The following is a 25758-nucleotide window of genomic DNA, read 5'->3' on the forward strand; positions in this document are numbered from 1 at the left end:
ACTCACCAGAGCCAGGCGCCCTGTCCAAGCGCGGCCACTGCATCGACGATCCGGGTGAAGCTCGCGCGGGCGCGGCCGACCGTGTGCCGGGCTCTGAGATAGCCATGCACCAGGCCCGGTTCCTCGAACCAGTATGCCCGTCCGCCGGCAGCGACGATGCGGTCGCGATAGGCTTCGCCGTCGGACGACAGCGGGTCGCATTGCGCGGTGATCAGCACGGTCGGCGGCAGGTTGGCGAAATCGGCGTCGGCAAGCGGCGACTGCGTGATGTCGCCGGTACCGTCTCGCCCGCCGGTGCGGATGTTCTTGTAGAATTCGATGTCGCGCATGGTCAGCATCGGCGCTTCGGCATGCCTGAGATAGGATCCCTTCGACCGGTCGCCGCCAAGACCGGGATAGATCAGCACCTGGCCGATCGGCCGTTTCGCATGGCCGCGTGTCGCGTGGCTGACCGCGGCGGCAAGATTGCCGCCGGCGCTGTCGCCGCATAGAAGAATTGGGTGGCTGCGGGCGATGCCAGCCCATTCGAAGGCGCTCATCACGTCGTCGAAGGCCGATGGATGCAAGTGCTCCGGCGCCAGCCGGTAATCGACCGAGATCACCTCGTAGCCGGTGCGGTCGCAGAGTTCGGCACAGACATCGTCATGGCTGTTCAGGCCGCCGAGAATGAAGCCGCCGCCATGGAAATACAGCACCGTCACGGCTGCTTGGCGTGCGCTTCGGTAAATGCGGATCGGGATCTCGTGCGTTCGCGTTGCAATGGCGGAGGTTTCGACCGCGACGCCTTGCGGGTAGCCGGCAAAGAATTCGCGGCACATGCGGTCGTAGATGTCGCGCTGCTGCGCGATCGTGTAATCGATCGTGTCGGGCGGATAGTAGGAATTGGTCCGCTCGATGAAAGCCCAGGTCTCGGCGTCGATGAGCGTTTTGTAGTCGGTCATAGGCGCTGGAAGGGCTGCCAAGGTTGAGCCCGGGCACCCCACTCTGGCCTGCCGGCCATCTCCCCCGCAAGGGGGGAGATTGGCAGCGTTGATCGCGGTGCTCTCCTTGCAACGTTGACAGTTGGCGAAAGCAGAAATGGCATCCGATCTCCCCCCTTGCGGGGGAGATGTCCGGCAGGACAGAGGGGGGTGTGACGGAACGCCATCGTTCCCATTACTTCCCCTTCCACACCGGCTCACGCTTTTCCGCAAAAGCACGAAAGCCTTCCATATTGTCCTCGGAGCCGTAGAGCGCGTCGACCGTCGGCAGCTGCCGGCGCGTCACTCTGTTCATCGCGTCCTGGAAGGTGAGCGCCTCGGCCACCCGCGCGGTCTCTTTGATCGCGGCAAACACCAGCGGCGGGCCGCCGGCGAGCAGCCGCGCTATCTCCCAGACACGCTCCTCGAGCCTCTCCTTGGGCAGCACTTCGTTGACTAGGCCCCAGCGATGCGCCTCCGCGACATCCATCCAGCGGCCGGTGAGCAGAAGGTCCATGGCGACATGATAGGGAATGCGCTTCGGCAGCTTGATCGTTGCCGCGTCGGCCAGCGTGCCGGCGCGGATTTCGGGCAGCGCGAAGGAAGAATGATCGGAGGCGTAGATGAGGTCGCAGGACAGCGCCAGCTCGAAGCCACCGCCGACTGCCATGCCGTTGACGCAGGCGATGACCGGCTTGTTCATGTCGCGCAGTTCCTGCAGGCCGGCAAAGCCGCCGACGCCATAGTCGCCGTCGACCGCGTCGCCGCCGGCAGCCGCCTTGAGGTCCCAGCCGGCGCAGAAGAACTTGTCGCCGGCGGTCTTGACGATGGCGACACGCAAGTTCGGATCGTCGCGGAATGCCTTGAAGGTTTCGCCCATCAGCCGCGAGGTCTTCAGGTCGATGGCGTTGGCCTTGGGTCGGTCGAGCGTGACCTCCAGGATCGTGCCCTCGCGGCGGGTCGAAACGACGTCAGACATTCTTCTTGTCTCCCAGCACCAGCAGCGCATCGGCGATCCAGGCGCCCTTTCCCTCCGCGCAGACGATCAGCGGGTTGATGTCGAGTTCCTCGATCTCGCCGGCATTCTCCTGCACGAAGGCGGCAATGCCCAAAATGGCGTCGATGGCAGCCTGAACATCGGCCTTCGGCCGGCCGCGATAGCCCTCGAGCAGCGGGTACAGCTTCAGGCCGCGCAACGCTGCCTCGATGTCATCGCGGGTCGCCGGCAGCATCAGCGTGACACTGTCGCGCAGCAGCTCGACCAGCACGCCGCCGGTGCCCAGGGTCATCACCGCGCCGAACATCGGGTCGCGGGTGAAGCCGACGATCAGTTCGGCGACGCCGTCGCGCACCATGCGCTCGACATAGAGCCCGGTGCCGAGCGGCAAGAGATCATGCGCCGCGGTGCTGACGGACTCGGCGTCTTTGAGGTTGAGCTGCACCGCGCCGACGTCGGATTTGTGGGTGACGCCCAGCGCCTTCAGCGCCACCGGGAAGCCGAGCGCCATCGACGAGATCACCGCCTCGACCGCATTGGCGGCGCGCTCGCCTTTCGGCACCGGCAGGCCGGCCTTGATGAGGCAGGATTTCGCCTCGGCCTCGTCGGGCGTGACGTGTTCGCCGACAGGCGCGCCGGAGGCGGAGGTGTCGATCGGCTGCGCCTGCGGTTCGTGCCACGCCCAGCCGATGAAGGCTGCCGCCCCGGCGGCGTCCATGGCTTCTGAAATGCCGAACAACGGCACCATGCCGCGCGCCATAAGGCCGGCAGTGTATTCCTCCGGCAGGTTCTCCGGCAGCGAGGAGACGATGGCACCCTGCGCCTTGTTGGTCTTAAGCGCAGATTCGAAGGCACGCAGCGTCGCCCACCAGTCGGTGTCCGAGCAGCGGTCGGGGCGCGGGAAGTCGAGCACCAGCATGTTGAGGTCGAACCCGCCCGACACCATGGCGGTGAAGGTGGCGGTCATCGCCGGCTCATTGTTCCAGATGAAGGTGTGATAGTCCAACGGATTGGCCACCGCGACCAGCGGCCCGAGCGTCGATTTGACATGGGCACGGTGGGTGTCGCTGAGCACCGGGAAATTGACCCAGCGGCCTTCGGCGCTGTCGGCCATGACCGAAGCCTCGCCGCCCGAGCAGCTCATCGATGACAGCCTATAGCCGGGCAACGGTCCGGTGATATGCAGCAGCTTCAGCGCCTCGATGAAGGCGGGGATGGAATCGACGCGCGCTATGCCCAGCCGCCTCAGGAAGGCGCCCGATGCGGCGTCCGACCCTGCCAGCGAGGCGGTGTGCGAGACGGTCGCTTGCCGCGCCTGTTCGGAACGGCCGACCTTCATGGCGATGATCGGCTTCTTCAACTCGCGGGCCCTGGCCGCCAGCCGTTCGAAGCCGGCTACGGAATCGAAGGCTTCGATGTGCAGGCCAAGCGAGGTGACCCGCTCGTCCTCGATCAGGCCGAGTGCCATTTCGGACAGGCCGGTCTGCGCCTGGTTGCCGGCGGTCATCAGGAAGGCGATCGGGAGGCCGCGCTTCTGCATCGTCATGTTGATGGCGATGTTCGACGACTGGGTGATGATAGCGACACCTTTGCCGCCGTCGGCCAGTCGGATGCCGCCATGCTGGTCGGGCCACAGAAGTGCGCCGTCGGCATAGTTGATCAGGCCGTAGCAATTCGGGCCGATGATCGGCATCTGGCCCGCCGCCGCGACCAGCTCGGCCTGCAGCCGCTCGCCGTCGTCGTCATAGGCCTCGGTCTCGAGGAAGCCGGCGGCAAAGCAGACTGCACCGCCGGCGCCGCGCTCGGCCAGCGCCTTGACCACCTCGATGGTCAAGTGCCGGTTGACGCCGACGAAGGCGGCGTCCGGCGCGCCGGGAAGATCGGCGACGGAGCGATAGGCCTTTCGGCCGGCAACCTCTTCCTTGCTCGGATGCACCGGCCAGATCTCGCCGGCAAAACCCATCTTGATCGATTGCGCCACGACGACTGCGGCCTGCGCGCCGCCGAAGACGGCAATCGATTTGGGGCGCAAAAGACGTTCGAGTTTATGCATGGTCATCTTTTCGTTTGAGCATCATCTTCTCCCAAGCCTAGCTCCGACCTTGGGGGATCATGCTCTAAGCCCCGAACGGACGCAGCAGCGCCCGCGAAATAATATGTCGCTGAATCTCCGAAGTGCCTTCCCAAATTCGCTCGACCCGGGCGTCGCGCCAGATGCGCTCCAGCGGCAAATCGTCCATCAGCCCCATGCCGCCATGGATCTGGATCGCTTCATCGGCAACAAAGGCGAGCATTTCGGTGGCCTTCAGCTTGGCCATGGCCATGTCCTGGTCGGTGACGGTGCCCTGATCGTACTTCCAGCCGGCTTCGAACACCATCAGGTCGGCGGCCTTCAGTTCGGTCGCCATGTCGGCAAGCTTGAACGACACGCCCTGGAACTTGCCGATCTGCTGGCCGAACTGCTGGCGCTGCGCGGCATATTCCACCGCATGGCCAAGCGCCCGCTCGGCGCGGCCGAGACAGGTGGCGCCGACCTGCAGCCGAGTGGCGCCGAGCCAGGAATTGGCGACATCGAAGCCCTTGTGCACCTCGCCCAGAACCTGGGAGGCCGGCAAGCGGCAATCGTCGAATTCGAGGATGGCATTGGTGTAGCCGCGATGCGAGACGTTGCGGTAGCCGTCGCGGACGGTGAAGCCTTTGGTCCCTTTGTCGACAAAAAAGGCGGTGATCTTCTTGCGCTTGCCGCGCGGCGAATCCTCTTCGCCGGAAGCCATGAACACGATGGCGAAGTCGGCGAGGTCGGCGTGGGAGATAAAATGCTTGGTGCCGTTGAGCACCCAGTCGTCGCCATCCTGCACGGCCGTCGCCTTCATACCGCGCAGGTCGGAGCCGGCGCCCGGCTCGGTCATCGCCAGGCAGTCCCATTTCTCGCCGCGGATGCAGGGGAACAAATATTTCTCGCGCTGCTCGGGTGTGCCGGCCAAGAGGATGTTGGAGGGCCGCGCCACGCAGGTCCAGTGCAACGCATAATTGGCACGGCCGAGCTCTTTCTCGTAGAGCAGCCAGGTCACCGTATCCAGGCCCGCGCCGCCGACATCGGCCGGCATGTTGGCGGCATAGAGCCCGGCCTCGATCGCCTTGGCCTTGATTTGCTCGATCAACTCGCGGCGCAGCACGCCGGTGCGCTCGACCTCGCGCTCATGCGGGTATAGCTCGTTCTCGACGAACGCCTTCGTCGCCTCGACGATGAGCTTCTGTTCCTCCGACAACCCGAAATCCATGATCTCAGCCCTTCTTCTTGCCGGTCTTTTTCTTCGGCTTTTCGGCTTTCTTCACCGGCTTCAACGTCTTGGCCTTCTCGGCCGCCTTGGAGGCCACAGGCTTTTTGGCCGCTAGCTTGGCCAGTTGCCTGGTATAGTCCTTGTGCAAGGCACCGGCACCCCAGCCCTTGCCTTTGTTCTGCTTCGACAGCGCGTCCATGATCGCAACCAGATTGTCGTCGCGGATCTTTTCCAGCTCGCGGATCGACAGCCCATGCGCCTGGTCGTCCGACTGCGTGGCGATCAGGTCGACCAGTTCATCGTTGAACTCCGGCACGTCCATCAGCTTGGTCCATGGCCATTTCAAGCACGGCCCGAACTGGGCCATGAAGTGGCGCATACCGGCCTCGCCCCCTGCGACGCGATAGACCTGGAACATGCCCATCTGCGCCCAGCGCAGGCCAAAGCCGAAGCGCATGATGTCATCGAGTTCCTCGACGGTGCAGATGCCGTCCTTTATTAGCCACAGCGCCTCGCGCCATGCCGCTTCGAGCAGGCGGTCGCCGACGAAGGCTTCGATCTCCTTGCGGATCACCACCGGCTTCATGCCGATCGAGGCATACATTTCCTTGGCGACCTCGATCGCCTCTGGGAAGGTCTGTTCGCCGCCGACGATCTCGACAAGCGGCAAGAGGTAAACGGGGTTGAACGGATGCCCGACGACCAGCCGCTCCGGGTGCTTCTTCATCGCCACCTGCATGTCGGTCGGCTTGATGCCCGAGGTCGAGGAGCCGACAATGGCGTTTGCCGGCGCATGGGTATCGATCTCGGCCAGCACGCGGTGCTTGAGATCGAGCCGCTCAGGCACGCTTTCCTGGATGAAGTCGGCATCGGCAACCGCCTCGGCGATGGTCTTGGCAAAGGTCAGTTTGCCCTCTTTCGGCAAGCCGCCAGGCACCATCTGCTTGTAGGCGCGGCGCGCGCCTTTCATCACTTCGCCAACCTTGCGCGACGCTTCGGGATCGGGATCGAAGATCGACACGTCGATGCCGTTGAGCAACAGGCGCGCCACCCAGCCGGCGCCGATGACGCCGCCACCGATGGCGGCCGCCTTGTTGATGATGCTCATGCGGAAGCTCCGGTTCTTGTCTTGGCTGTTGCGGGATCGATGAGAGGCACGCGCTCGCCGGCGCGGATCACCGGGGGATCGTAAGCCTTGCGGGCAAACACTTCGAGCACGAAGGGCCGGAAGAATTCGATCGGCAGCGTGTCGTAGTCGGGGTCGAAGCTCGACTGGTCCCAGCGCTCGCAGAACTGATCGCAATCATCGAAATAGGCGTGGCCGGCGAAGCGGTCGCGCGCATGGCGGTTGCCGCCCAGATGATGGGCATAGTAGAGCCGCTGGAAATCGCCGTGCTTTTCCACCACCCAGGTGCATTGTTCGCGTACGAAGGGTTTCAGGATCGAAGCGGCATATTCATCGTGATTGTAGGGCGCGTAGATGTCGCCGATGTCGTGCAGCAGCGCGCACGCGATCCAGTCGGTATCGGCGCCATCGCGCCAGGCGCGGGTCGCCGCCTGCAGCGAATGGCCGAGCCGGGTGATCTTGTAGCCCGACAGGCCCGCGTCGAGCTGAACCAGCGCGTCGAGCAGCCGCTCGCCGGTCCTGGCCGCATAGTCGATTTCATGCGCGGTCAGGAACTCATAGTCGTCCCGGTCGCCATCCTTCATCGCCGTGAATTTTACGGTAGTCATATCGACCCTCCCGGCGAATAATTTATGCCGCTATCGGCGCCCGCTTGGTGAGGTTGAGCTTCTTGCGCACTTCCTCCGGGCCGATGATCCTGGCGCCCAGATTGGTGACGATGCTGGCGGCTCGTTCGACCAACTGCGCATTGGTCGCCAGCACGCCTTTGTCGAGCCACAGATTGTCTTCCAGGCCGACCCGGACATTGCCGCCGGCCAGCACGGCGGCGGCGGCATAGGCCATCTGGTTGCGGCCGATGGCGAAGGCCGACCAGTTCCAGGTCGACGGCACGTTGTTGACCATTGCCATGAAGGTGTTGAGGTCGTCGGGCGCCCCCCACGGCACACCCATGCAGAGTTGCACAAGCGCGTCGGGAATGAGCACCTTTTCCTCGACCAGCTGCTTGGCGAACCACAGATGGCCGGTGTCGAAGGCTTCGATCTCCGGCTTGACGCCGAGCGCCGTCATCATGCCACCCATGGCGCGTAGCATGCCCGGCGTATTCGTCATGACATAGTCGGCCTCGGCGAAATTCATGGTGCCGCAATCGAGCGTGCAGATTTCCGGCAGGCACTGGCGCACATGTTCCATGCGGTTGGTGGCGCCGCCCATGTCGGTGCCCTTCTCGTTGAGCGGCAGCGGCGCTTCCGGCGAGCCGAACACCATGTCGCCGCCCATGCCGGCCGTCAGATTCAGCACCACATCGACATTGGCCTCGCGAATGCGCTCGGTCACTTCGCGATAGAGATGCACGTCGCGCCTCGGCTTGCCGGTTTCAGGGTCCCGCACATGGCAGTGGACGATGGCAGCGCCGGCTTTGGCCGCATCGATGGCCGAATCGGCGATCTGCTTGGGCGAGCGCGGTACATGCGGGCTGCGATCCTGCGAGCCGCCGGATCCGGTCACGGCACAGGTAATGAAAACCTCACGGTTCATCGCAAGCGGCATGGAACTCTCCTCCGAAAGAAACAAGCCACAACAATGCCCGACTTGCCGGAAACTGTTTTGCGTTTTACGAAGCTTCCATGATGAAAAGCGAAAAACCGACCATCTTTCGTTCGGAACGCTCTCCACTCAAGGTGACGCTGCTGGTGTTTTCCGGCTCGTCGATCATGTGTGTCGCGTCAGCGGTCGATCCTTTGCGCGCCGCCAACCGCATCTCCGGCGAGACCTTGTTCGATTTCAAGCTGGTCTCGGTGACCGGCGAGGCTCCGGTCACCACCTGCGGCCTGCCGGTGGCGGTTAGCGGCCGCTTCGATGCGGGTGAGGCGACCGACGTTCTTGTCGTCGTCGCCGGCTTTGGCACCCAGAACTATGCGACATCGTCGCTGTTGTCAGGCCTGCGCCGGGCGGCGCGTACGGCCCGCGCGTGCGGCGGTGTCGAGGCCGGCACGTGGCTGGTGGCGCGCGCCGGCCTGCTGGAAGGGCGAAGCGCCACCACCCACTGGGAGGACATGGAGGATTTCTCGTCGGCCTTCCCTGGCGTCGACGTGCGCCCGGACCGCTACGTCATCGACGGGCCGGTGTTCACGTCTGGCGGCGCGTCGCCGACCTTCGACCTGATGCTGCATCTCATTCGCACGCGGCTGGGCATGGCCGTGGCGCTCGATGTCGCCAGCGTCTTCATCTACGACCAGGCACGTGCCGCGACCGACGCGCAGCCGCTGGTCTCGCTCGGTCGGCTCGATGGCTACGATCCGCGCCTGGCGCAGGCCATCCGGCTGATGGAATCGCATGTCGATCAGCCGCTGACCATAGAAGCGGTGGCCAAACGCGCCGGAGTGACGGCGCGAACCTTGGAAAGCATCTTTCGCAAGTCGATCGGCGAGACGCCGGGCGCCTATTATCTCAGGCTGCGCCTGGGTGTGGCGCGCCGGCTGGTGGTCGACACCAGGGTGGCGATGGCCGATATTGCTGGGCGGACCGGATTTTCGTCCGCCGCGGCGTTTTCGAGGGCATTTTCAAGGGCTTTCGGCGAAGCGCCGGTCAGGCTGCGCCGGGGCTGACGTGCATGTCGCCCAAAAGGACAACGACATGCACAGAAAGTTCAGGCAGCATTCTGGTGGTCGCTGCCGCCGTCGATCTGCGAGCGCATTTGCCTGGCAAGATGGGTCTCGAAACGGCTGGCAACGGCGCGGTCCCATTCGTTCGAGCGGCGCGTGCCATCCTTCGGATGCGGCATTGCCATCAGCCGGTCGATAATCGATTCGACTTCGCCCGGTGAGAGCAGGGCGTCGATTTCACGTTCGTTCTGCATATCGGGTCGCCTCCTTCTTCCTCTCCCGCCACGAGCAGTCTTATACGAGATACGTGACGGCAGTTTGAAGGCAAGAGCGAGGTCATTGAAGGGCGTCAAAGGGCAAAAACCGTGTCGTCGCACCCGGCTTTGCGCAAAGTTTGTTCCCGTGTCTGGGCAGGTCAGGCCAAGGAGAGATCTACAGCTGCTTTCGAACAGCAGGCAGCCGAGGATCTATGCGATCCTCGGCTGCCTGTCGCGAATGGGCTGACTGGAGCATTTCACCGTCTCACGGAAACGGCGAACCCTCTAACTCTTTGTTTTGACGCAATTCCGGACGGAAAACCGCGTCACACTTTTCCTGGAATTGCTCCAGCGGAAGGCGATTGCCGCGGCTTCAGACAGAGATGGCGGATGTCGGTCCAGATCGGGGTTCACACGTACCGGTTGACGATGTTTTCCAGTAGTTCCTGGCGACCCGACCTTGGTTGCGGCTCGATCTTCTTCTTGACGACGCGCTCGGCGATCTCTTCCAGCGTGCGCTTGCCCGACAGCATCGCCTTGCCCTCGGCCGTGTTCCAGCCGGCATAGCGTTCGGCCAGCGGTGCCGACAGCGCCTTGTCCTCGACCATGCGGGCTGCGGCCTTGAGGCCGCGTGCGCAAGAGTCCATGCCGCCGATATGGCCGATCAGCAGATCCTGCGGATCAAGCGACTGGCGGCGCAGCTTGGCGTCGAAATTGGTGCCGCCGGTCTTGAAGCCGCCGGCCTGCAGCACCTGGTAGTAGGCCAATGCCATTTCAGGCACGTTGTTGGGGAACTGGTCGGTGTCCCAGCCCGACTGATAGTCGTTGCGGTTCATGTCGATCGAGCCGAAGACGCCGAGCGCATTGGCCAGCGCCAGCTCGTGCTCGAAGGAATGACCGGCCAGGATGGCGTGGCCTTGCTCGATGTTGAGCTTGACCTCCTTCTCCAGTCCGAAGCGCTTGAGGAAGCCGTAGACGGTCGCGACATCGTAATCATACTGGTGCTTGGTCGGCTCCTGCGGCTTCGGCTCGATCAGGATCGTGCCCTTGAAACCGATCTTGTGCTTGTAGTCGACGACGAGGCTGAGGAAGCGGCCGGCCTGCTCCTGCTCGCGGGCGAGGTCGGTGTTGAGCAGCGTCTCATAGCCCTCGCGCCCGCCCCACAGCACATAGTTCTCGCCCTTCAGCCGCTTGGTGACATCGATACAGCTTTTTACCGTCGCTGCCGCGTAGGCAAAGACATCCGGATCGGGATTGGTGGCCGCGCCCGACATGAAGCGGCGATTGGAGAACAGGTTGGCAGTGCCCCACAAGAGCTTGACGCCGGTCTGCTTCATCTTTCCCGCGAAGTAGTCAGCGATCTCGTCGAGGCGTGCCGCACTCTCGGAAAAGTCCTTGCCCTCCGGCCGCACATCGGCGTCGTGGAAGCAGAAATAGGGCGCACCAAGCAGCGAGAACATCTCGAAGGCGACGTCTGCTTTCAGTTTCGCCAGTTCCATCGTGTCGACACCGCCGGCCTTGGGGAACCACGGCCGGTCGAAGGTCTGGCCGCCGAAAGGATCGCCGCCCGGCCAGGCGAAGGAATGCCAGTAGGCGACGGCAAAGCGCAGATGGTCTTCCAGCCGCTTGCCGGCCACCACCTCGTCGGGATTGTAGAACCGGTAGGCCAGCGGATTGGTCGAATCCGGCCCCTCATATTTGATCTTCTTGATGTCGCCAAAAAATCCGCTGCTCATGTTTTTTCCTCTCGAATAGTTGGCCCTACCTCAGGCCCTGATTACCTCAGGTAATTCGCCGTGATTACCTCAGGCGTAATTGGTTTCGTTCGTCCGCTGGTCGAAAAGGCTCGTGTCAAAACAGTCAGACAAAGGAGACACGCCATGACCGACCTCAACAAGATCGCCCAAAGCTACATCACCGCCTGGAACGAAAGTGATGCCGGCCGTCGGGCCGACTTGCTCAAGGCAACCTTCACCGAAGACGTCAGCTATCGCGACCCGCTCATGCAGGGCGATGGCCATGCGGGTGTCGCGGCACTCATCGACGGCGTGCAGCAGCGATTTGCCGGCTTCCGGTTCTCGCTGAAGGGCACGCCGGACGGTTTTGCCGACAAGATCCGCTTCTCGTGGAATCTCGGTCCGGAGGGCACGGCCTCGGTGATCGAAGGCACTGACATCGGCATCATCGAGAACGGCCGCCTGAAGAGCGTCACCGGTTTTCTCGACAAGGTGCCGGCGCAGTGAGGACTTCTGGGGGAGGCGGGCGTGAAGCGCCCCCCTCTGGCCTACCGGCCATCTCCCCCTCAAGGGGGGAGATCGGCTGGCCTCGGGGCTTTCGCCAATCACAAACGTATGTCTGTAGGCGCCGGCAGTGAAGCTTCCAATCTCCCCCCTTGAGGGGGAGATGCCCGGCAGGGCAGAGGGGGGTAGACTCCCGCTCACGCCGTGGCGACCTTGATTGCCGGGTACAGCGCCCGGTAGCGCTGATAGGCATCTGCATAGACGCCGCCAAGTGCGGCGTCCGGTTCGATCGTGGCATCGGTCCTCGGTGCCGTGCAGATTTCAAGCGGGTCGGCATCCGTCGCCGCGATCAGGCCGAGCCGCGCGGCGCCAAAGGCGGCGCCGAAGTCGCCGTCGGCGGGAATGTCGACAGGCAGTTGAAGCGCGGTGGCAATCGCCTTCAGCCAATAGCGCGAGCGCGAACCGCCGCCGATCGCCGTCACCCGCGTCAAGGTCGTACCGGCCTTGGCCAGGGCCTCCAGGCTGTCGCGGAAGGCAAAGGCGACGCCCTCCAGCACGGCCTGCGTCAGCACGGCACGGCTCGATTCATGCGCCAGCCCGGTGAACGCGCCGCGAATGGCGGAATCATTGTAGGGTGTGCGCTCACCCGAGAGATAAGGCAGGAAGGACACGCCGCTGGGCGCCCTCAGCGTGTCGCCGAGTTCGGCGGTCAGCTCGCCGGCGCTCTTCCCGGTGATTTCGGACAGCCAGTTGAGCGAATCGGTTGCCGATAGGATGACGCCCATCTGGTGCCAGGTGTTCGGAAGTGCGTGGCAGAAGGTATGCACGGCACTAGCCGGGTTGGGCAGGTAGGCGGCGTTGGCGGCAAACAACACGCCCGATGTGCCGAGCGAAACGAAGGCGTGGCCGGCGCCGACCGTGCCCATGCCGCAGGCCGAGGCCGCATTGTCGCCGGCACCGCCGGCGATGGGAATGCCGGCCGGAACGCCCCATTTTGAGGCCAGTTCGGCACGCAGCGCGCCTGCCCTCTCAGTGCCCTCGACGAGCGCCGGCATTTGCTTTTCATCGAGCGATGTCGCGGCGAGCAGCTCGGTACTCCAGCGCCGCTTGCCGACATCGAGCCAGGACGTGCCGGCAGAATCCGACATTTCCGAAATGTGTTCGCCGCTCAGCCAGAGCCGCAGGAAATCCTTGGGCAACAGCACTTTTGCGACCTTGGCGAAGACAGCTGGCTCGTTGTTCTTCACCCAGGCAAGCTTCGGCGCGGTGAAACCGGGAAACACGATGTTGCCGGTCAGCGCGCGGAAGCGCGGATCGGCGTCGAGCAAGGCCGCCTCGGCATGACTGCGCGTATCGTTCCACAGGATGCAGGGACGCAGCACCTTGTCGGCGGCATCGAGCAGCGTCGCACCGTGCATGTGGCCGGACAGGCCGATGCCTTTGACCGCGGCGAGCTCCGCGGGATGCTTGGCTTTGAGGTCGGCAATCGCCTCTTCGCAAGCGCGGATCCAGTCGTCGGGGTTCTGTTCCGACCAGCCCGGATGTGGCCGCGAGACGTCGATCGACGCATGGCCGGAACCGATGACGGTTTGCCCGGCATCGATCAGCAGCGCCTTGACGCCCGACGTCCCGAGATCGAGGCCGAGATACATGTGTTCCTCCCTTGCCGATAATTTTTTCGAGTCCCGAAAAAATCTGGCTTGTCAGTTTTTAAGACAAGATCGATCGCGGGTCAATTCTCTGACAAATTGGTCTCTGATAAATTGGCCGCGCGCCGAGAAAGCAGCGCCGACAGTGGACTGCCGGGCCGCGCCATTCCCCGTTCGGCCGTGAGCGCCCTGCCAAGCGCACCGTCACCGGCGCGCAGGACCGCCTCGATCAGCGTCAGGTCGATGACGTCGCGTTGGGCGTGGCTGCCGCCGAAACGGTGGGCGATCGCCCGTATCGGCCGGATCAGGCGCACGGTCTCGGCATAGTTGCCCTCGCCAAAGGCCTTGATGGCGAGCGTCAGGGGATGGCCGACATCCCTGGTGAAAGCCGCATTGTCGTCGCTGCCGCCCATCGCCTCGCGTTGAGCCTCGAGCAAGGTCTGGGCCGGGGCGTCGAGCCCGGCGCCGACGAACGCCATCATCGCGTGGGCGTCGTTGAAGGCATAATTGCCGGCCCCGGCCTTGCGCCAGTTGGCGGCGAGCCCCGCCCAGCGGTCGCCGACATCGATGCCGCCAAGGTAAAGCCGCCACAGGATTGCCGACGCGTCGACCATGTTGAGCGCCATGGTCGACTGCCCGCCATAGATGGGTCCGTCATAGAGCGCCAGCACCTCGTCTGTCTCGCCGAGATCATAGTGGAACAGCGCCAGGTGCCACCAATTGTGCACCTGCAGAAAGCTTTCCCTTGTCCACGCCTCGGGATCGGCGCGCATCCAGGCAATACCATCCCTTTGCCGGCTTTGCATTTCCATGACATGAGCGACGGCATGCTGCGCCCACCCGTCGCGCGGCTCCATGTCGACTGCCGCGCGGCCAAGCTGCTCGGCCCTGATATAGTCAGCCATCTCCTCAAGTCCGAACGCCTGCATGCCGAGCATGGCGTGGTAGCCAGGCATGCCGCTTTGCCATGATGGCAGGGCACGGGCGATGCGATCACGCAACATGTGGGCATTGCCGGTGAAGAAATCGATCTGGTGGCCGACCTGCAGCGCCAGCCCGTCGCGAGGGGTCTCGATGGTGACATCCTCAAGAATGCGGCTGGCTTGATGCCAGCGTCCGTTGGCGAGATGGCCAAGGGCAGCGACATGCGCCTGCTCGCGCGTGGTCGCGGCAAGTGGCAATGCGGCCTGATGGCAAGCCTTGGCTACGTCCGTCGCCTCTCGCTCGGTGGCGAGGCCGAAAAGGTAGCCCTTGAAGACATGCGCCATGATGAAGCCGGGAGCTTCTGTGATGGCGCGGTCGATGGAGGCCACGGGATCGCCGATGAAGCACTGCAGTTCACGCACTGCCTGGCAGTAGGGCGCGAACCCCGCCTGCGTGGCACCCGAAAATGTCAGGCCCAATGCGTCCCTGATTGCCATGCAATGTCCTTCGATCGACCATTGACTGGCCGTTCGATGCTTCGGCCCAGGGCGATCCTAACGCATGGGCCACGGGCACGCCAACCGCTCGCTGCGCCGGTCTAGCCGCGGGGCAGGCAGGCGAAGGGCAGCGCAAACGCTGCGTGATGGGCGAATCCAACCCTACCTCAATTGCTGGAACGCATGGCCACCGTGGCGATGCCGGCGCCGACCAGCAAGGTGCCGCCGGTGCGGTTGAAGATGCGGATTGCCTTGGGATTGCGCACGACGTTGCGTGCGCGTGCCGCGATCAGCGCATAGCCGAAGGCGTTGGCGAAGGCGAGCGCCAGGAATGTCGCCTCGAAGATCAGCATCTGGGTCCAGAAATCGGCATGCCGGTCGAGGAACTGCGGCAGGAAGGCGACGAAGAAGGTGATGCTCTTCGGGTTGAGCGCGGTGACCAGCCAGGCATGTGCCATCATCTTGGCCGACGACACCGCATCGGTGCGCGGTTCGGCTTTCAGCGCGCCGCCGGCACGGAACAGTTTCACGCCGAGATAAATAAGATAGCCGGCGCCGATCAGCTTCAGGATGGTGAAGACGGTCGCCGAAACGGCCAGCAGCGCGCCGATGCCCAGCATCGACAAGGTCATCGCGGTGAAGTCGCCCAGCGCCACGCCGACGGCCATCGGCAGTGCGGTGCGCCAGCCCTGGCCCAACGCATAGGACACGACCAGAAGGATGGTGGGACCCGGAATGATGAGAAGGATCGTCGATGCGGCAGCGAAGGCGGCCCAGTTTTCGAAGGACATGCTCGTCTCCTTTGAGCGTAAAGAAGAGGATAAATCCTTGCGTCCGGGAGAATGTAAAGAGGCGATTTCCCTAATTTCGCCAACGGCAGACCGGCGTCAGTTCGCGCCGCTCAGCGTGCTCATTATTTCGGCCAGGCTGACATTGGCACCGAGAACGGTTGCCGCCGCGACAATGGCAGCGGCAAAAAACGTGGTGTCGGCTTTTAAGGTTTTGCACATGGAGGTCCCCGCTGACCCCTGAACGATAGGAAACGCCGGCGCCGGGATCATGACCCGCCGAGGTCTTTTGTGCAGCAGCTCTCGGTCAACGGATCGCGCAGAAGGTCGATCGCCCATGGGCAATGCGCGAACGCAGGCTGTGCAAGGTCTTCACGCTTTATCAACCATGAATGATGAAAATGACTGCCATCCGGCCGGACCGTGCTTCCCGCCGACAGCGTGGGGTTTGGGTATATGCGCGAGTTGCCGCAAGGTCTGACGCCGCCGCGGAATGGCGACACAATCGAAGCCGATCATCGTCTTTCCCGCAGGGCTATCCTGTCCGGGGCAGGGGCGCTGGCGCTGCTTAGCGTCGCCGGCTGCTCGACCTCGGGCGGTGGCCTGCCGGCGCTGGAGCTCGACGACGTCTCCACCGGTTCGGTGCTGCCGATGCGGCCGGCGATCAGCGTCGACAAGAACGTCACCAGCCCCGGCGTGATGTATGCCGCACTGACGGATGGCGGCTTCAACGTGCCGGAAGTGCCGTATCTGAAGGTCAAGCCGGAATTCCGCCGCCAGATCGTCGTCGACACCACAGGCGAGGCGCCCGGGACCATCGTTGTCCATCTCAAGGAGCGCATGCTCTATCTCGTCCAGCCGGGTGGTGATGCCATCCGCTATGGCGTCGGCATCGGCAAGGACGGTTTCCGCTGGTCCGGTCGTGCCAACATCCAGTACGGCAGGGAATGGCCTACCTGGACGCCGCCGCCCGAGATGATCGCCCGCAAACCCGAGCTGGTGAAATGGCAGGCCGGCCAGCCCGGCGGCCTCACCAATCCGCTCGGCGCGCGCGCCCTCTACATCTATCAGGACGGCAAGGACACCGGCTATCGCATCCACGGCTCGCCCGAATGGTGGAGCATTGGCCAGGCGATGTCGTCGGGTTGCGTGCGCCTGATCAACCAGGACATCATCGATCTCTACAGCCGCGTCTCCAGGAAAAACCCGGTGGTGGTCGTCTGACAGGCCGCCCGCCCCACTCTTCCGTTGCGCGATAGCGAAAGACAGGCGAATGTGCCTGCGAATTCATCGCTCGGGAGACGTCGGGAATGGCCGGAACTTTTGTCATCGCGCAGGGCGGCGGCCCAACCGCCGTCATCAACCAGACGGTGGTCGGGGCGACGCTGGAGATCCGCAAGCGGCATCCCGGTGCCAAGGTCCTCGGTTCCATCCACGGCGTGCGCGGCATCCGTGACGGCAACTATGTCGACCTTTCCGCGATTCCCGAGGACCGGCTGCGGCTGATCGCCGGCACGCCAAGTGCCGCCCTTGGCTCGACCCGCGACAAGCCGGATGCCGCCTATTGTGAGATCATCCTCAACGGATTGAAGAAGGCAGGCGCCGACGCCTTCATCTATATCGGCGGCAACGACACGTCGGGCACGCAGCAGATCCTGACCGATGCCGCAGGCGGCGAGATCGCCTTCGTCCATGCGCCAAAGACCATCGACAATGACCTCGAGGAAAACGATCACACGCCGGGCTTCATTTCGGCGGCCGAGTTCGTCGCCGGCGCCTTCCTGTCCGTCGACCTCGATTTTCGCGCCCTGCCCGGCATCTATGTCGGCATCGTCATGGGCCGGCATGCCGGCTTCCTGACCGCAGCCGCGGCGGCATGGCAGCTTGACCCCGACAGCGGCCCGCACCTTGTCTATGTGCCCGAGCGCCCGTTCTCGGCCGCCGGCTTCATCGACGACGTCCGCGCCACGCTCGATCGTCACAAGCGCTGCATCGTCGCCGTTTCGGAAGGTGTCAGCACCGCCGACGGCAAGGCACTGGTCGAGAGCCTGGTGCCGCCGGACAAGCTCGAGCGCGACGCGCATGGCAACGTCAAGCTGTCGGGCAGCGACCTGCCGGCCGCGCTTGAGCGCGCGCTGGCCGAAGGCCTGCCCGGCAAGCGGGCCCGCGTCGACGCACTCGGCTACATGCCGCGCGGCTATGTCGGCGCCATCAGCGCGATCGACGCGCAGGAAGCTTTCGATGCCGGCGCTTTCGCCGTCACTGTCGCTGAACAGCGCGGCGGCTCGGTGGCGCTGCAATATGACGGCAGCAAAACGGTGCTGAAGAAGGTGCCGCTGAAGGACGTCGCCGGCAAGACCCGCCATATGCCGGACGATTTCATGAAGCCCGATGTCAATCAGCTGTCCGATGCCGGCATCGCTTATCTCAAGCGGCTGGTGCCGGAAAAATACAAGGTCGGGAAGCCGTTCGTCTGATGCCTGGCTCACACCTGATGCCTGGCTTACACCTGATGCCGGCCCACAGGTGATGCCTGAGTGGTTCAGCAAAAGCATTGTCGACGACAAGACGACGATGCTGACCGAGCCGTTCGTGCATGCCTATGTGCGTGCCAATATCTGGCATCTGCGCGGCCGAGATGCCGACCTTCTGGTCGACACCGGCATGGGCATCTGCCGGCTCGCGCCGGAGATCGACACGCCCGACGGCAAGCCTCTGCTGGTCGTCGCCACCCACATTCATCTCGACCATGTAGGCTCACTACACGAATTTCCGTGGCGAGCAGGGCCAAGGCACAGCGCGGAGCAGTTCGCGAACATGGATGAGGCGGCGACCTACGCCTACATGTTCCACGATCTCGACGGCGCCGTCTCGCAGCTGCCGGCGCCGGGCTGGAGGGCGGCCGACTACAAGATCCCGCCCGCGCCGCTGACGCGAACCCTGGACGAGGGCGACATCGTCGATCTCGGTGACCGGCAATTCCGTGTGCTGCATCTGCCCGGCCATTCGCCGGATTCGATCGCGCTGTTCGACGAGGCCGATGGCCTTTTCTTCAGCGGTGACGCGATCTACGACGACACGCTGATCGACGACCTGCCGGATTCGGATCGATCGGCCTACATCAGTACGATGCAGCGCCTGCTCGACCTACCGATCCGCATCGGCCATGGCGGCCACGGACCGAGCTTCGACAGCAAGCGCATGCACGACATCGCCACTGCCTATCTCGGACGAACCGGCGGGATCTGAGCCCCCGGCGGGCAGGGAAGACCGGACTGGCCCGTCGCCTGACGACATCGTGACCGCCGTCATTCCGGAAATTAAATCTTCGTAAGGTGGCCCGGAATCCCTAAATCGGGCCAAGCTGCGCCCTAGATTCAGAGATGTCGATCCGGTCCGGCTGCCGTGCCAGGCGAGACAGGCAATCGCGACGTTCGACACGCCGAATGGCCGGTTTTCCGCACAAGAAGACCTCCACGGCGACCGATCAACTCTCGCCCGGACAAACGACCATGTCAGACATAATTCGCAGACATCGCGTCGCGGCCTTGCTGGGCGCTGCGCTGATCGTATCCCCCTTCGTCATGTCTTTCGCCCAAAGCGAGGGTAACGGCGTTCCGACGACCCAGACACCGGTAGCCGGCCTCACCGCTCCCAACGGCTCGTTCGCTCCCATCGTGGCGGCCGACAAGCCGGCGGTGGTAACGATCACCACTGTCACGAAGGCAGAGCCTGGAACGACGAGCGATGCCTCTCCGTTCGACGGCGGCTCGCCTTTCGACGACTATTTTCGTCAGTTCTTCGGTGACCAGGGCATGCCGATGCCCAAGACACCGCCACAACAGCAACCGCAGCGTGCCGAAGCACTTGGTTCCGGCTTCATCGTGGGCGCGGATGGTATCATCGTCACCAACAATCACGTCATCGATGGTGCCACCTCGATCAAGGTTGCGCTCGATGACGGCACCGAACTCCCCGCCAAGCTGGTCGGCCGCGATGCCAAGAACGATCTCGCCGTGCTCAAGGTCAAGGCGGACAAACCCCTGCCAACCGTCAAATGGGGTGATTCCGACAAGCTAATGCCAGGCGACCAGGTGTTGGCCTTCGGCAACCCGTTCGGCATCGGCACCACCGTCACCGCAGGCATCGTTTCGGCGCGCGGCCGCGATCTGCACAGCGGCCCGTTCGACGACTTCATCCAGATCGACGCCCCGATCAACCACGGCAATTCCGGCGGGCCGCTGATAGATGTCGCCGGCAATGTCGTCGGTATCAACGCGGCGATCTATTCGCCCAATGGCGGTAGCGTCGGCGTTGGCTTCGCCATCCCGTCCGACCAGGCCCAGAAGGTGGTCGCCAAGCTGATGACGGACGGCTCGATCCAGTACGGCTATCTCGGCGTCGAGATCCAGCCGGTGACGGCGGATGTGGCGAGCGCAATCGGCCTTGATCATCCCGCCGGCGCGCTGGTTTCGCGGGTCAATGAGGGTTCGCCCGCCGCCAGGGCCGGAGTCGAGGCCGGCGACGTCATCACCAGCTTTGCCGGACAGGATGTGAAGGATCCCAAGGACCTGTCGCGGGCGGTCGCCGATGTCGCGCCCGGCGCCAGGGAGACACTGAACATCTGGCGCAAGGGCAAGGCCGTGGATATTTCCGTCGATGTCGGGCGCAACACCGACGACGTGAAGACCGCATCATTGGACGACGGGTCCGGCGCGCCTGGCGTCGGGCAAGGCTCGCGCGTCGCGGCGATCGGGCTTGGCCTGATGGACATCACTCCTGACATTCGCCAGCAGATGAATCTCGCCCACAATCAGCGCGGTGCGATCGTTGCCAGCGTCAATCCCGACAAGTCGGCCGCGGCTTCCGGAATCCAGGCCGGTGACATCATCGTCGCCGTCAATCAGGTGCCGGTGAAGAGCGCCAGGCAGGTCACCCAGGCGATCGCTCAGGCCGGCAAGTCCGGCAAGAAGTCGGTGCTGTTGCTGGTCGAGCGCGACGGAGGCCAGATCTATGTCGCGGTGCCATTCGCCAATGGCTGACGCGAGGCGCTGAACCGAATGCAAAGCCGGCAGGCTCGCCGGGCCTGCCGGCTTTGTGCGCCAAGATTTAAGTTGCCTGCAGCGGCATCATCGAGAAAACTGCGACAGGCTGATGCATGCCTGCTGCAGAGGAATTACCGCGATGGTCACCCGAGGTTTCTCTCCAGGACGGCGCCCGCCAACCGACGACGATGCGCGCATACCGCCCGGTCAATATCTCGAACAGGGTTTTCCGGTACTGTCGGCCGGTCCGACGCCGCGCGTGCGCACGGAGGATTGGTCGTTCACGCTGAAGCATGGGCCACGGCCGATCAAGAAGTGGAACTGGGCTGAATTCAACGCGCTGCCGTTGACCAAGATGACACGCGACATCCATTGCGTGACCGCGTGGACCAAGTTCGACACGCCGTGGCAGGGCGTGCTGGTCGACGATATCCTTGCCGACGCGGGTTTGGAGCCGCCGACCAGCTTCACGCTGGCGCACGCGTTCGACGGGTACACCGCCAATGTGCCGGTAAAGGATCTCACCGCCGGCAAGGCCATGGTGGCGCTGCTCTACGAAGGCAAGCCGATCACGCCGGACCATGGCGGCCCGGCAAGGCTGCTGGTGCCGCACCTGTATTTCTGGAAGTCTGCCAAATGGCTGAACGGCCTGCAATTCACGACGCGCGACGAACCGGGTTTCTGGGAATTGCGCGGCTATCACATCTATGGCGATCCATGGCGCGAACAGCGCTATACGGGGGATCCATGAGCGATGTGGCAGCAGTGCAATCGCCCTGGCAGACGGCCGGGATCGTCCGCATCGAAAAGCGCACGCCGCGTGTTACCAGCTTCTTTTTCCGGCCATCGCGGCCGTTTGCCTACCGCGCCGGGCAACATGTCGATGTCAGGCTGACGGCGCCGGATGGTTACCAGGCGCGTCGCTCCTACTCCATTGCCTCCGCGCCCGAGACGGTTGGCGCGATCGAACTGGCGATCGAGAAGCTCGACGATGGCGAGGTTTCGCCCTTCTTCCACGAGGTCGCGGCGATTGGTGACGAAATCGAACTTCGCGGACCGCTCGGCGGGCATTTCGTCTGGCCAGAAGATGTGGGCGGACCGCTTGTGCTTGTCGGCGGCGGTTCCGGCGTCGTGCCCTTGATGTCGATGGCTCGCCATCGCGCCGCGCGCAATTCGACAGTGCCCGTCGTTCTGGTCTTTTCAGCCCGGATCTGGGACGAAGTGATCTTTCGCGACGAACTGATCGCCCTCGACGACCGCAGGGACGGGTTCGACCTAGTGCTGACACTGACACGCGAAGCCGCCCGGCGCCCGGCCGATTATGCGCGGCGGGTGGACGTCGCGATGATGGCGCAAGCAATGGCGCGGCTGCCCGAGCCGCCTGGTCTCGCCTTTGTCTGCGGCTCCAACGCGTTTGTATCAGTCGCCGCCCAGGCGCTGATTGATGCCGGCGTTGCAGCGGGAAACATTCGCACCGAGCGCTACGGAGTTTGAATGGACGTTGTTAACGCATGTGGTCTTGGCGCTGACAGTTCGTGAAAGATGGTATTACCACGAGGATGAAGATGGCCACTCCTGTTACGGCAAAGGGACAAGTGACAATTCCCAAACCGGTCCGCGATCTCCTTGGAATCGTCCCGGGCAGCAGAGTGGATTTCCGACGCGCTGCCGATGGCAGCGTGGTGCTGCCTCGCGTTGACAAAGAGCCGCCTGCGAGCCGCTTCGCCAAGTTGTGCGGCCATGCCGGCGAGGAGCTCACGACCGACGCGATCATGGCACTGACGCGTGGCGAAGCGTGACGCTGGTCGACACCATGTTCTGCTCGACCTCGTTACGGACGATCCGACCTGGGCGGACTGGTTGGTTGCACAGCTCGAGGCAGCGAGCCTCGATGGACCATTGTTGATCAATGATGCGGTCTATGCCGAGCTTGCTGTTCGCTACATCAGCGTCGAGGATCTCGACGCATTTCTGGATGCGGCCGGCCTCGAAATGGCTCCGATGCCAAGAGCAGCTCATTTCCTGGCCGGGAAGGTATTTACACAGTACCGCCGATCAGGAGGATCCAGGATTGGCGTGTTGCCCGACTACTTCATTGGCGCCCATGCCGCGGTCGCTCAGCTTCCGCTTCTGACCCGCGATGTCGGTCGATACCGGACCTATTTCCCGTCTTTGAGACTGATCACTCCGGACTCCTGAAATGGCACCAACCGCCGGTCACGCCTCGATTTCGAGCGCCGAAAGCGGTTTTGAGCAACAGGCAAGGATAAAACCGTCGTCGATTTCATGATCGAGGATGCCGCCATTGTGGCTCATCTCGACGTCGCCCGCGACCTTTTTCACCTTGCAGGTGCCGCACAGGCCGAACTCGCATGCAGCGGGAATCCGCACGCCTGAGGCCCGCGCGGTCTGCAGGACGGTTTGGCCGGCGACGCAGTCGGCATCGACATCCGAAAGCGAGAATCGGATCGGTGTCACGGCTTCGATCGGGGCGACGGCGTCGTCTCCCGCCGGCAAAGCGAACGGCGCCGGGATCTCCTCCACGGCCGGCGCCGCAAAGCTCTCCTGATGGTATTTCGTCATGTCGAAGCCGGCGGAGTCCAGCATGCCGCGCACGGCGCGCATGAAAGGATCGGGGCCGCAGCAGAAGATTTCGCGCTCGCGGAAATCGGGCGCCAGCAGCGGCAGCCTGATGGCGTCGATGCGGCCCATATGGCCGAACCAGCCCTCTCGGCTCGAACGCTCCTCGATCATGAAACCGAGCGACAAGCCCGGCATGCGGCTGCCGAGCAGTTCGAGCTCCTTGCGGAAAATGATCTCTTCCGGGCGGCGCGCGCAATTGACGAAGCCGACATCGGTCCATGGCGCACAGTCGTTCAGCCAGCGCAGCATCGACATCATCGGCGTCACGCCGGATCCGGCCGAAATGAACAGATATTTGGCCGCCGGGTGACTGTGCAGCGAAAAATCGCCGGTCGGCCCATAGGCCTTGACGTGCGAGCCGGGCGTCAGATGGTCAAACATCCATCGCGTGCCGGTGCTGCCGGCTTGCGCCTTCACCGTCACTGCGATCGAGAACGGCCGCGATGGCGAGGACGACAGCGTATAGGTGCGCATCAGCGGCCCGTCCGCAGTCGGCAGTTCCAACGTCACGAACTGGCCCGGCTTGTAGCGGAACCAGGTCTGGTTGTCGGAGCGGAAGGTGAAGGTCTTGACGTCAGGCGCTTCGTCGCTGACGCCGATCACCTCCAGCACCTGCAGCCTGTCGTTCCAGGGCGTCATCTGGTCGAGATGGCGATAGAGGCCAAGATCCGTCATCGCATTCATCCTCTCTTGTCCCTCATGTTTTGTGCATGTGATGCAACTAGGCGACGCTGCGCAGCGCCGGCCTTCCACCTTCGGCGAGGCGCGGGCCGATGAACGACGCGTACCATTCGACGAACTGGATCACGCCACCCTCATGCAGCTCCGAATAGGGGCCTGGTTCATAGGCGGGCGACAGGATGCCGAGGGCATTTTCCTCAACGATGCGGCGGTCTTGGTCGTTGGTTTCGGTCCACACATGGGTAAGGTCTTCGATGGTGTAGTCGACACCCTCGACCGCGTCCTTGTGCACCAGCCATTTCGTCGTCACTGCCGTTTCCGTGGCGCTGATCGGCACCACCCGGAACGTCACCGCGTGATCGATAAGGATGTGGTTCCATGTCGTCGGATAGTGATAGTGCATCAAGGTGCCGATGCGATCGGCGGAGACAGCGTCGGAGAGGTTCTTCTTCACCGCCAGCTTGCCGCTCATGGTGTAGCTGACGGCATCGCGCAGCAGCGGCGCGCGGGTGGCGCGATACTGCCCGGCCGGATCGATGCGGAATATGCTCGGCAGTCCGACGGCCTCGCATTTGGCCCAATGCGCGACCATTTCGGGGTCGCTGTCGGCGCCGTTGACGCCGGTCACGGTCGGAGCCTCGGGGAAGGTCTTGCACAACTCGGGATGATTGGCGACGCAGTGATAGCACTCGCGGTTGTTTTCCCAGACCAACTTCCAGTTGCCCTTCTCGATGATCGTGCTCTCGAAGGCGACCTTTGCTTCCCGCAACCGGTGCGGCAGCAGATAAGGTTCGATCATCGCCCGCATCGGCGCGAAATCCGCTGGCTCCTTGGCCAGGCAGATGAAGATATAGCCGCCGACGCTCTCGCAGGCGACCGGCTTCAGACTGAACTCACTCTTGTCGAAACCGTCGGCCATCTGACGGGCGAACAGCAAGCGGCCGTCGAGCTCATAGGTCCACTGGTGATAGGGACAGACAAGCTTTGCCGCAGTACCCTTGTCGGTGTTGCAGACGCGACTGCCGCGATGGCGGCAGGAATTGTGGAAGGCGTTGATCTTGCCTTGCTGGTCACGGACAAGAACAACCGGATAGTCGCCGATCTGCACGGTAATGTAGCTGCCCGGCTTCGGCAGCTCGCAATCATGGCCGATGAACAGCCAATCGCGATACCAGATCAGCTCCATGTCCAGCTTGAAGTAGTCTGGATCGGTGTAGAAGGGCTGCTCTAGCGAAAAGCCTTGCCGACGGCTGTTCAAGAGCCTCAGCATGTCGTTGCGAATATCCATGTCCTGTCCTCGTTATCTAAGGACTGAACTGGTGGTGACGGAGGAAGGATTGGACGCAGGCCGGCGAGGCGCCGTGCATGCACTATCCACCTCTTGATCGCCCACCGCGATCAGTCGAGTCTAGAAATCTCGGGCTGGTTTCCGGGCTTTGGAGTTGTCCTTGCGGACGATCGCGACACCTTCCCAGGCAGTTGCCCAGTGGTCTCCCGTTGCGACTTGAACTCCACCACCGTTGCGGGGGCAGCGCCGGATTTTGACCGGCTTCCCAATTCTCCGCCCCGTCGTCACGAAGCGGCACCTGAGATGGCATGATCTAACCACGATCGCTGGCGCGTCATCGGCATGAAAACGACATCGTATCCATGCGGCGCGACACGCGTGCGAAACGTTCGGGTTGGCGATTGCCGGGCTGAAATCCTATCTCTTCGGCAGCCATCGCCACTTGCAATCTCCTCGAAAGCCAACCCTTGCTGGCGGCCAAAAAAGGCTAACGGTTTCGAAAAGTGACTATTAGCTGATTCTAAAATCGAACCGAACGGTTCGTTTCTGTTGACGGTGCGTGCAGGACGTTGTGAACGCCGGGCCTTGGCAACAGTTAGTGATCCAGCGGACGGTTTTGCTTAAACCATTGAAAAATATAAATAATAAGTAGCGTGTGGAAGCCCTTGGCACAATTTCAAGTAGCGGAATCATGGTCCACACGAAACAACTTCGTGATTGGAAAAGGCGAGGATGCCCTCCCACATCGGGGCTGTCCGAACGACGCGATTTCATTTCCAA

At 63.3% G+C, this 25758-nt stretch carries 24 protein-coding genes, 1 pseudogene and 1 riboswitch; of the genes and pseudogenes, 10 read left to right on the top strand and 15 right to left on the bottom strand.

Features of this window, described 5'->3' with window-relative positions; genetic code table 11:
* Positions 1–2: 2 nt before the first annotated feature.
* The 7 genes from NKJ89_RS14030 to bcoG form a co-directional block, all read right to left on the bottom strand.
* On the bottom strand, positions 3–941 hold the full coding sequence (locus NKJ89_RS14030) for an alpha/beta hydrolase (protein ID WP_352603181.1): 939 nt from the start codon (positions 939–941) through the stop codon (positions 3–5).
* A 214-nt stretch (positions 942–1155) separates the two neighbouring features.
* Positions 1156–1938, bottom strand: coding sequence for a carnitinyl-CoA dehydratase (locus NKJ89_RS14035; RefSeq protein WP_352603183.1), 783 nt, complete (start codon positions 1936–1938; stop codon positions 1156–1158).
* Positions 1931–4009 (bottom strand): acetate--CoA ligase family protein, encoded by a 2079-nt coding sequence (locus tag NKJ89_RS14040; RefSeq protein ID WP_352603185.1) that lies wholly within the window; start codon positions 4007–4009, stop codon positions 1931–1933. Before NKJ89_RS14040 ends, NKJ89_RS14035 begins: the two co-directional genes overlap by 8 nt.
* A gap of 64 nt (positions 4010–4073) precedes the next feature.
* The gene (locus NKJ89_RS14045) at positions 4074–5237 is read right to left on the bottom strand and encodes an acyl-CoA dehydrogenase family protein (protein WP_352603187.1); all 1164 of its coding nucleotides are present in this window, start codon (positions 5235–5237) and stop codon (positions 4074–4076) included.
* Positions 5238–5241: 4 nt separating this feature from the next.
* Positions 5242–6345, bottom strand: a complete 1104-nt coding sequence (locus NKJ89_RS14050) for a carnitine 3-dehydrogenase (protein ID WP_023761172.1) — start codon at positions 6343–6345, stop codon at positions 5242–5244.
* Positions 6342–6971 carry an HD domain-containing protein gene (locus NKJ89_RS14055; RefSeq protein ID WP_023761173.1) on the bottom strand — a complete coding sequence of 210 codons (630 nt, stop codon included), beginning with the start codon at positions 6969–6971 and terminating at the stop codon, positions 6342–6344. The genes NKJ89_RS14050 and NKJ89_RS14055 overlap by 4 nt, the downstream gene beginning before the upstream one ends.
* Positions 6972–6993: 22 nt before the next feature.
* Positions 6994–7911, bottom strand: coding sequence for a 3-dehydrocarnitine:acetyl-CoA trimethylamine transferase BcoG (gene bcoG / locus NKJ89_RS14060; RefSeq protein ID WP_352603189.1), 918 nt, complete (start codon positions 7909–7911; stop codon positions 6994–6996).
* 77 nt (positions 7912–7988) lie between these two features.
* Here bcoG and NKJ89_RS14065 point away from each other — a divergent pair, with 77 nt between their 5' ends.
* The gene (locus NKJ89_RS14065) at positions 7989–8969 is read left to right on the top strand and encodes a GlxA family transcriptional regulator (protein WP_352603191.1); all 981 of its coding nucleotides are present in this window, start codon (positions 7989–7991) and stop codon (positions 8967–8969) included.
* Between the two features lie 41 nt (positions 8970–9010).
* On the opposite strand, the gene NKJ89_RS14070 is transcribed toward NKJ89_RS14065, so the two are convergent.
* Both NKJ89_RS14070 and xylA read right to left on the bottom strand, forming a co-directional pair.
* On the bottom strand, positions 9011–9220 hold the full coding sequence (locus NKJ89_RS14070) for a hypothetical protein (RefSeq protein WP_023761176.1): 210 nt from the start codon (positions 9218–9220) through the stop codon (positions 9011–9013).
* 413 nt (positions 9221–9633) lie between these two features.
* Positions 9634–10959, bottom strand: a complete 1326-nt coding sequence (xylA, locus tag NKJ89_RS14075; RefSeq protein ID WP_352603193.1) for a xylose isomerase — start codon at positions 10957–10959, stop codon at positions 9634–9636.
* Positions 10960–11103: 144 nt separating this feature from the next.
* Between xylA and NKJ89_RS14080 the strand changes: the two genes are divergently transcribed.
* The gene (locus NKJ89_RS14080) at positions 11104–11466 is read left to right on the top strand and encodes a nuclear transport factor 2 family protein (protein WP_352603195.1); all 363 of its coding nucleotides are present in this window, start codon (positions 11104–11106) and stop codon (positions 11464–11466) included.
* Positions 11467–11660: 194 nt separating this feature from the next.
* On the opposite strand, the gene xylB is transcribed toward NKJ89_RS14080, so the two are convergent.
* The 4 genes from xylB to NKJ89_RS14100 form a co-directional block, all read right to left on the bottom strand.
* Positions 11661–13115 carry a xylulokinase gene (gene xylB / locus NKJ89_RS14085; RefSeq protein ID WP_352603197.1) on the bottom strand — a complete coding sequence of 485 codons (1455 nt, stop codon included), beginning with the start codon at positions 13113–13115 and terminating at the stop codon, positions 11661–11663.
* A gap of 80 nt (positions 13116–13195) precedes the next feature.
* Complete coding sequence (locus NKJ89_RS14090) at positions 13196–14533, bottom strand: tetratricopeptide repeat protein (RefSeq protein WP_352603199.1); 1338 nt, start codon at positions 14531–14533, stop codon at positions 13196–13198.
* A 167-nt stretch (positions 14534–14700) separates the two neighbouring features.
* A complete protein-coding gene (locus NKJ89_RS14095; protein WP_352603200.1) occupies positions 14701–15324 on the bottom strand; it encodes a LysE family translocator in 624 nt (207 codons plus the stop codon).
* A gap of 96 nt (positions 15325–15420) precedes the next feature.
* Entirely contained in the window at positions 15421–15543 is a 123-nt protein-coding gene (locus NKJ89_RS14100) for a hypothetical protein (RefSeq protein WP_352603202.1), read from the bottom strand.
* 234 nt (positions 15544–15777) lie between these two features.
* Here NKJ89_RS14100 and NKJ89_RS14105 point away from each other — a divergent pair, with 234 nt between their 5' ends.
* From NKJ89_RS14105 to NKJ89_RS14140, 8 genes and pseudogenes are all read left to right on the top strand, one after another.
* Positions 15778–16545, top strand: coding sequence for a L,D-transpeptidase (locus NKJ89_RS14105; protein WP_352603204.1), 768 nt, complete (start codon positions 15778–15780; stop codon positions 16543–16545).
* A gap of 86 nt (positions 16546–16631) precedes the next feature.
* Entirely contained in the window at positions 16632–17798 is a 1167-nt protein-coding gene (locus NKJ89_RS14110) for a diphosphate--fructose-6-phosphate 1-phosphotransferase (protein WP_352603206.1), read from the top strand.
* Positions 17799–17850: 52 nt separating this feature from the next.
* The gene (locus NKJ89_RS14115) at positions 17851–18570 is read left to right on the top strand and encodes an MBL fold metallo-hydrolase (protein WP_352603208.1); all 720 of its coding nucleotides are present in this window, start codon (positions 17851–17853) and stop codon (positions 18568–18570) included.
* 263 nt (positions 18571–18833) lie between these two features.
* On the top strand, positions 18834–20363 hold the full coding sequence (locus NKJ89_RS14120; RefSeq protein WP_352603210.1) for a DegQ family serine endoprotease: 1530 nt from the start codon (positions 18834–18836) through the stop codon (positions 20361–20363).
* Positions 20364–20505: 142 nt separating this feature from the next.
* Complete coding sequence (locus tag NKJ89_RS14125) at positions 20506–21117, top strand: molybdopterin-dependent oxidoreductase (protein ID WP_352603212.1); 612 nt, start codon at positions 20506–20508, stop codon at positions 21115–21117.
* Positions 21114–21860 (top strand): FAD-binding oxidoreductase, encoded by a 747-nt coding sequence (locus NKJ89_RS14130; protein WP_352603214.1) that lies wholly within the window; start codon positions 21114–21116, stop codon positions 21858–21860. Before NKJ89_RS14125 ends, NKJ89_RS14130 begins: the two co-directional genes overlap by 4 nt.
* 71 nt (positions 21861–21931) lie before the next feature.
* The gene (locus NKJ89_RS14135; protein ID WP_352603216.1) at positions 21932–22165 is read left to right on the top strand and encodes an AbrB/MazE/SpoVT family DNA-binding domain-containing protein; all 234 of its coding nucleotides are present in this window, start codon (positions 21932–21934) and stop codon (positions 22163–22165) included.
* Positions 22162–22565, top strand: a pseudogene (locus NKJ89_RS14140) (type II toxin-antitoxin system VapC family toxin). Before NKJ89_RS14135 ends, NKJ89_RS14140 begins: the two are co-directional and overlap by 4 nt.
* An 18-nt stretch (positions 22566–22583) precedes the next feature.
* Here NKJ89_RS14140 and NKJ89_RS14145 read toward each other — a convergent pair.
* Together NKJ89_RS14145 and NKJ89_RS14150 are read right to left on the bottom strand one after the other, a co-directional pair.
* On the bottom strand, positions 22584–23684 hold the full coding sequence (locus NKJ89_RS14145; protein WP_023761189.1) for an FAD-binding oxidoreductase: 1101 nt from the start codon (positions 23682–23684) through the stop codon (positions 22584–22586).
* Positions 23685–23730: 46 nt separating this feature from the next.
* On the bottom strand, positions 23731–24978 hold the full coding sequence (locus NKJ89_RS14150) for an aromatic ring-hydroxylating oxygenase subunit alpha (protein WP_352603218.1): 1248 nt from the start codon (positions 24976–24978) through the stop codon (positions 23731–23733).
* A 115-nt stretch (positions 24979–25093) separates the two neighbouring features.
* Positions 25094–25295: riboswitch (cobalamin riboswitch) on the bottom strand.
* Between the last annotated feature and the right edge of the window lie 463 nt (positions 25296–25758).

Origin of the sequence: Mesorhizobium sp. M0047, from assembly GCF_040323315.1 — a bacterium.
Classification (GTDB): Bacteria; Pseudomonadota; Alphaproteobacteria; order Rhizobiales; family Rhizobiaceae; genus Mesorhizobium.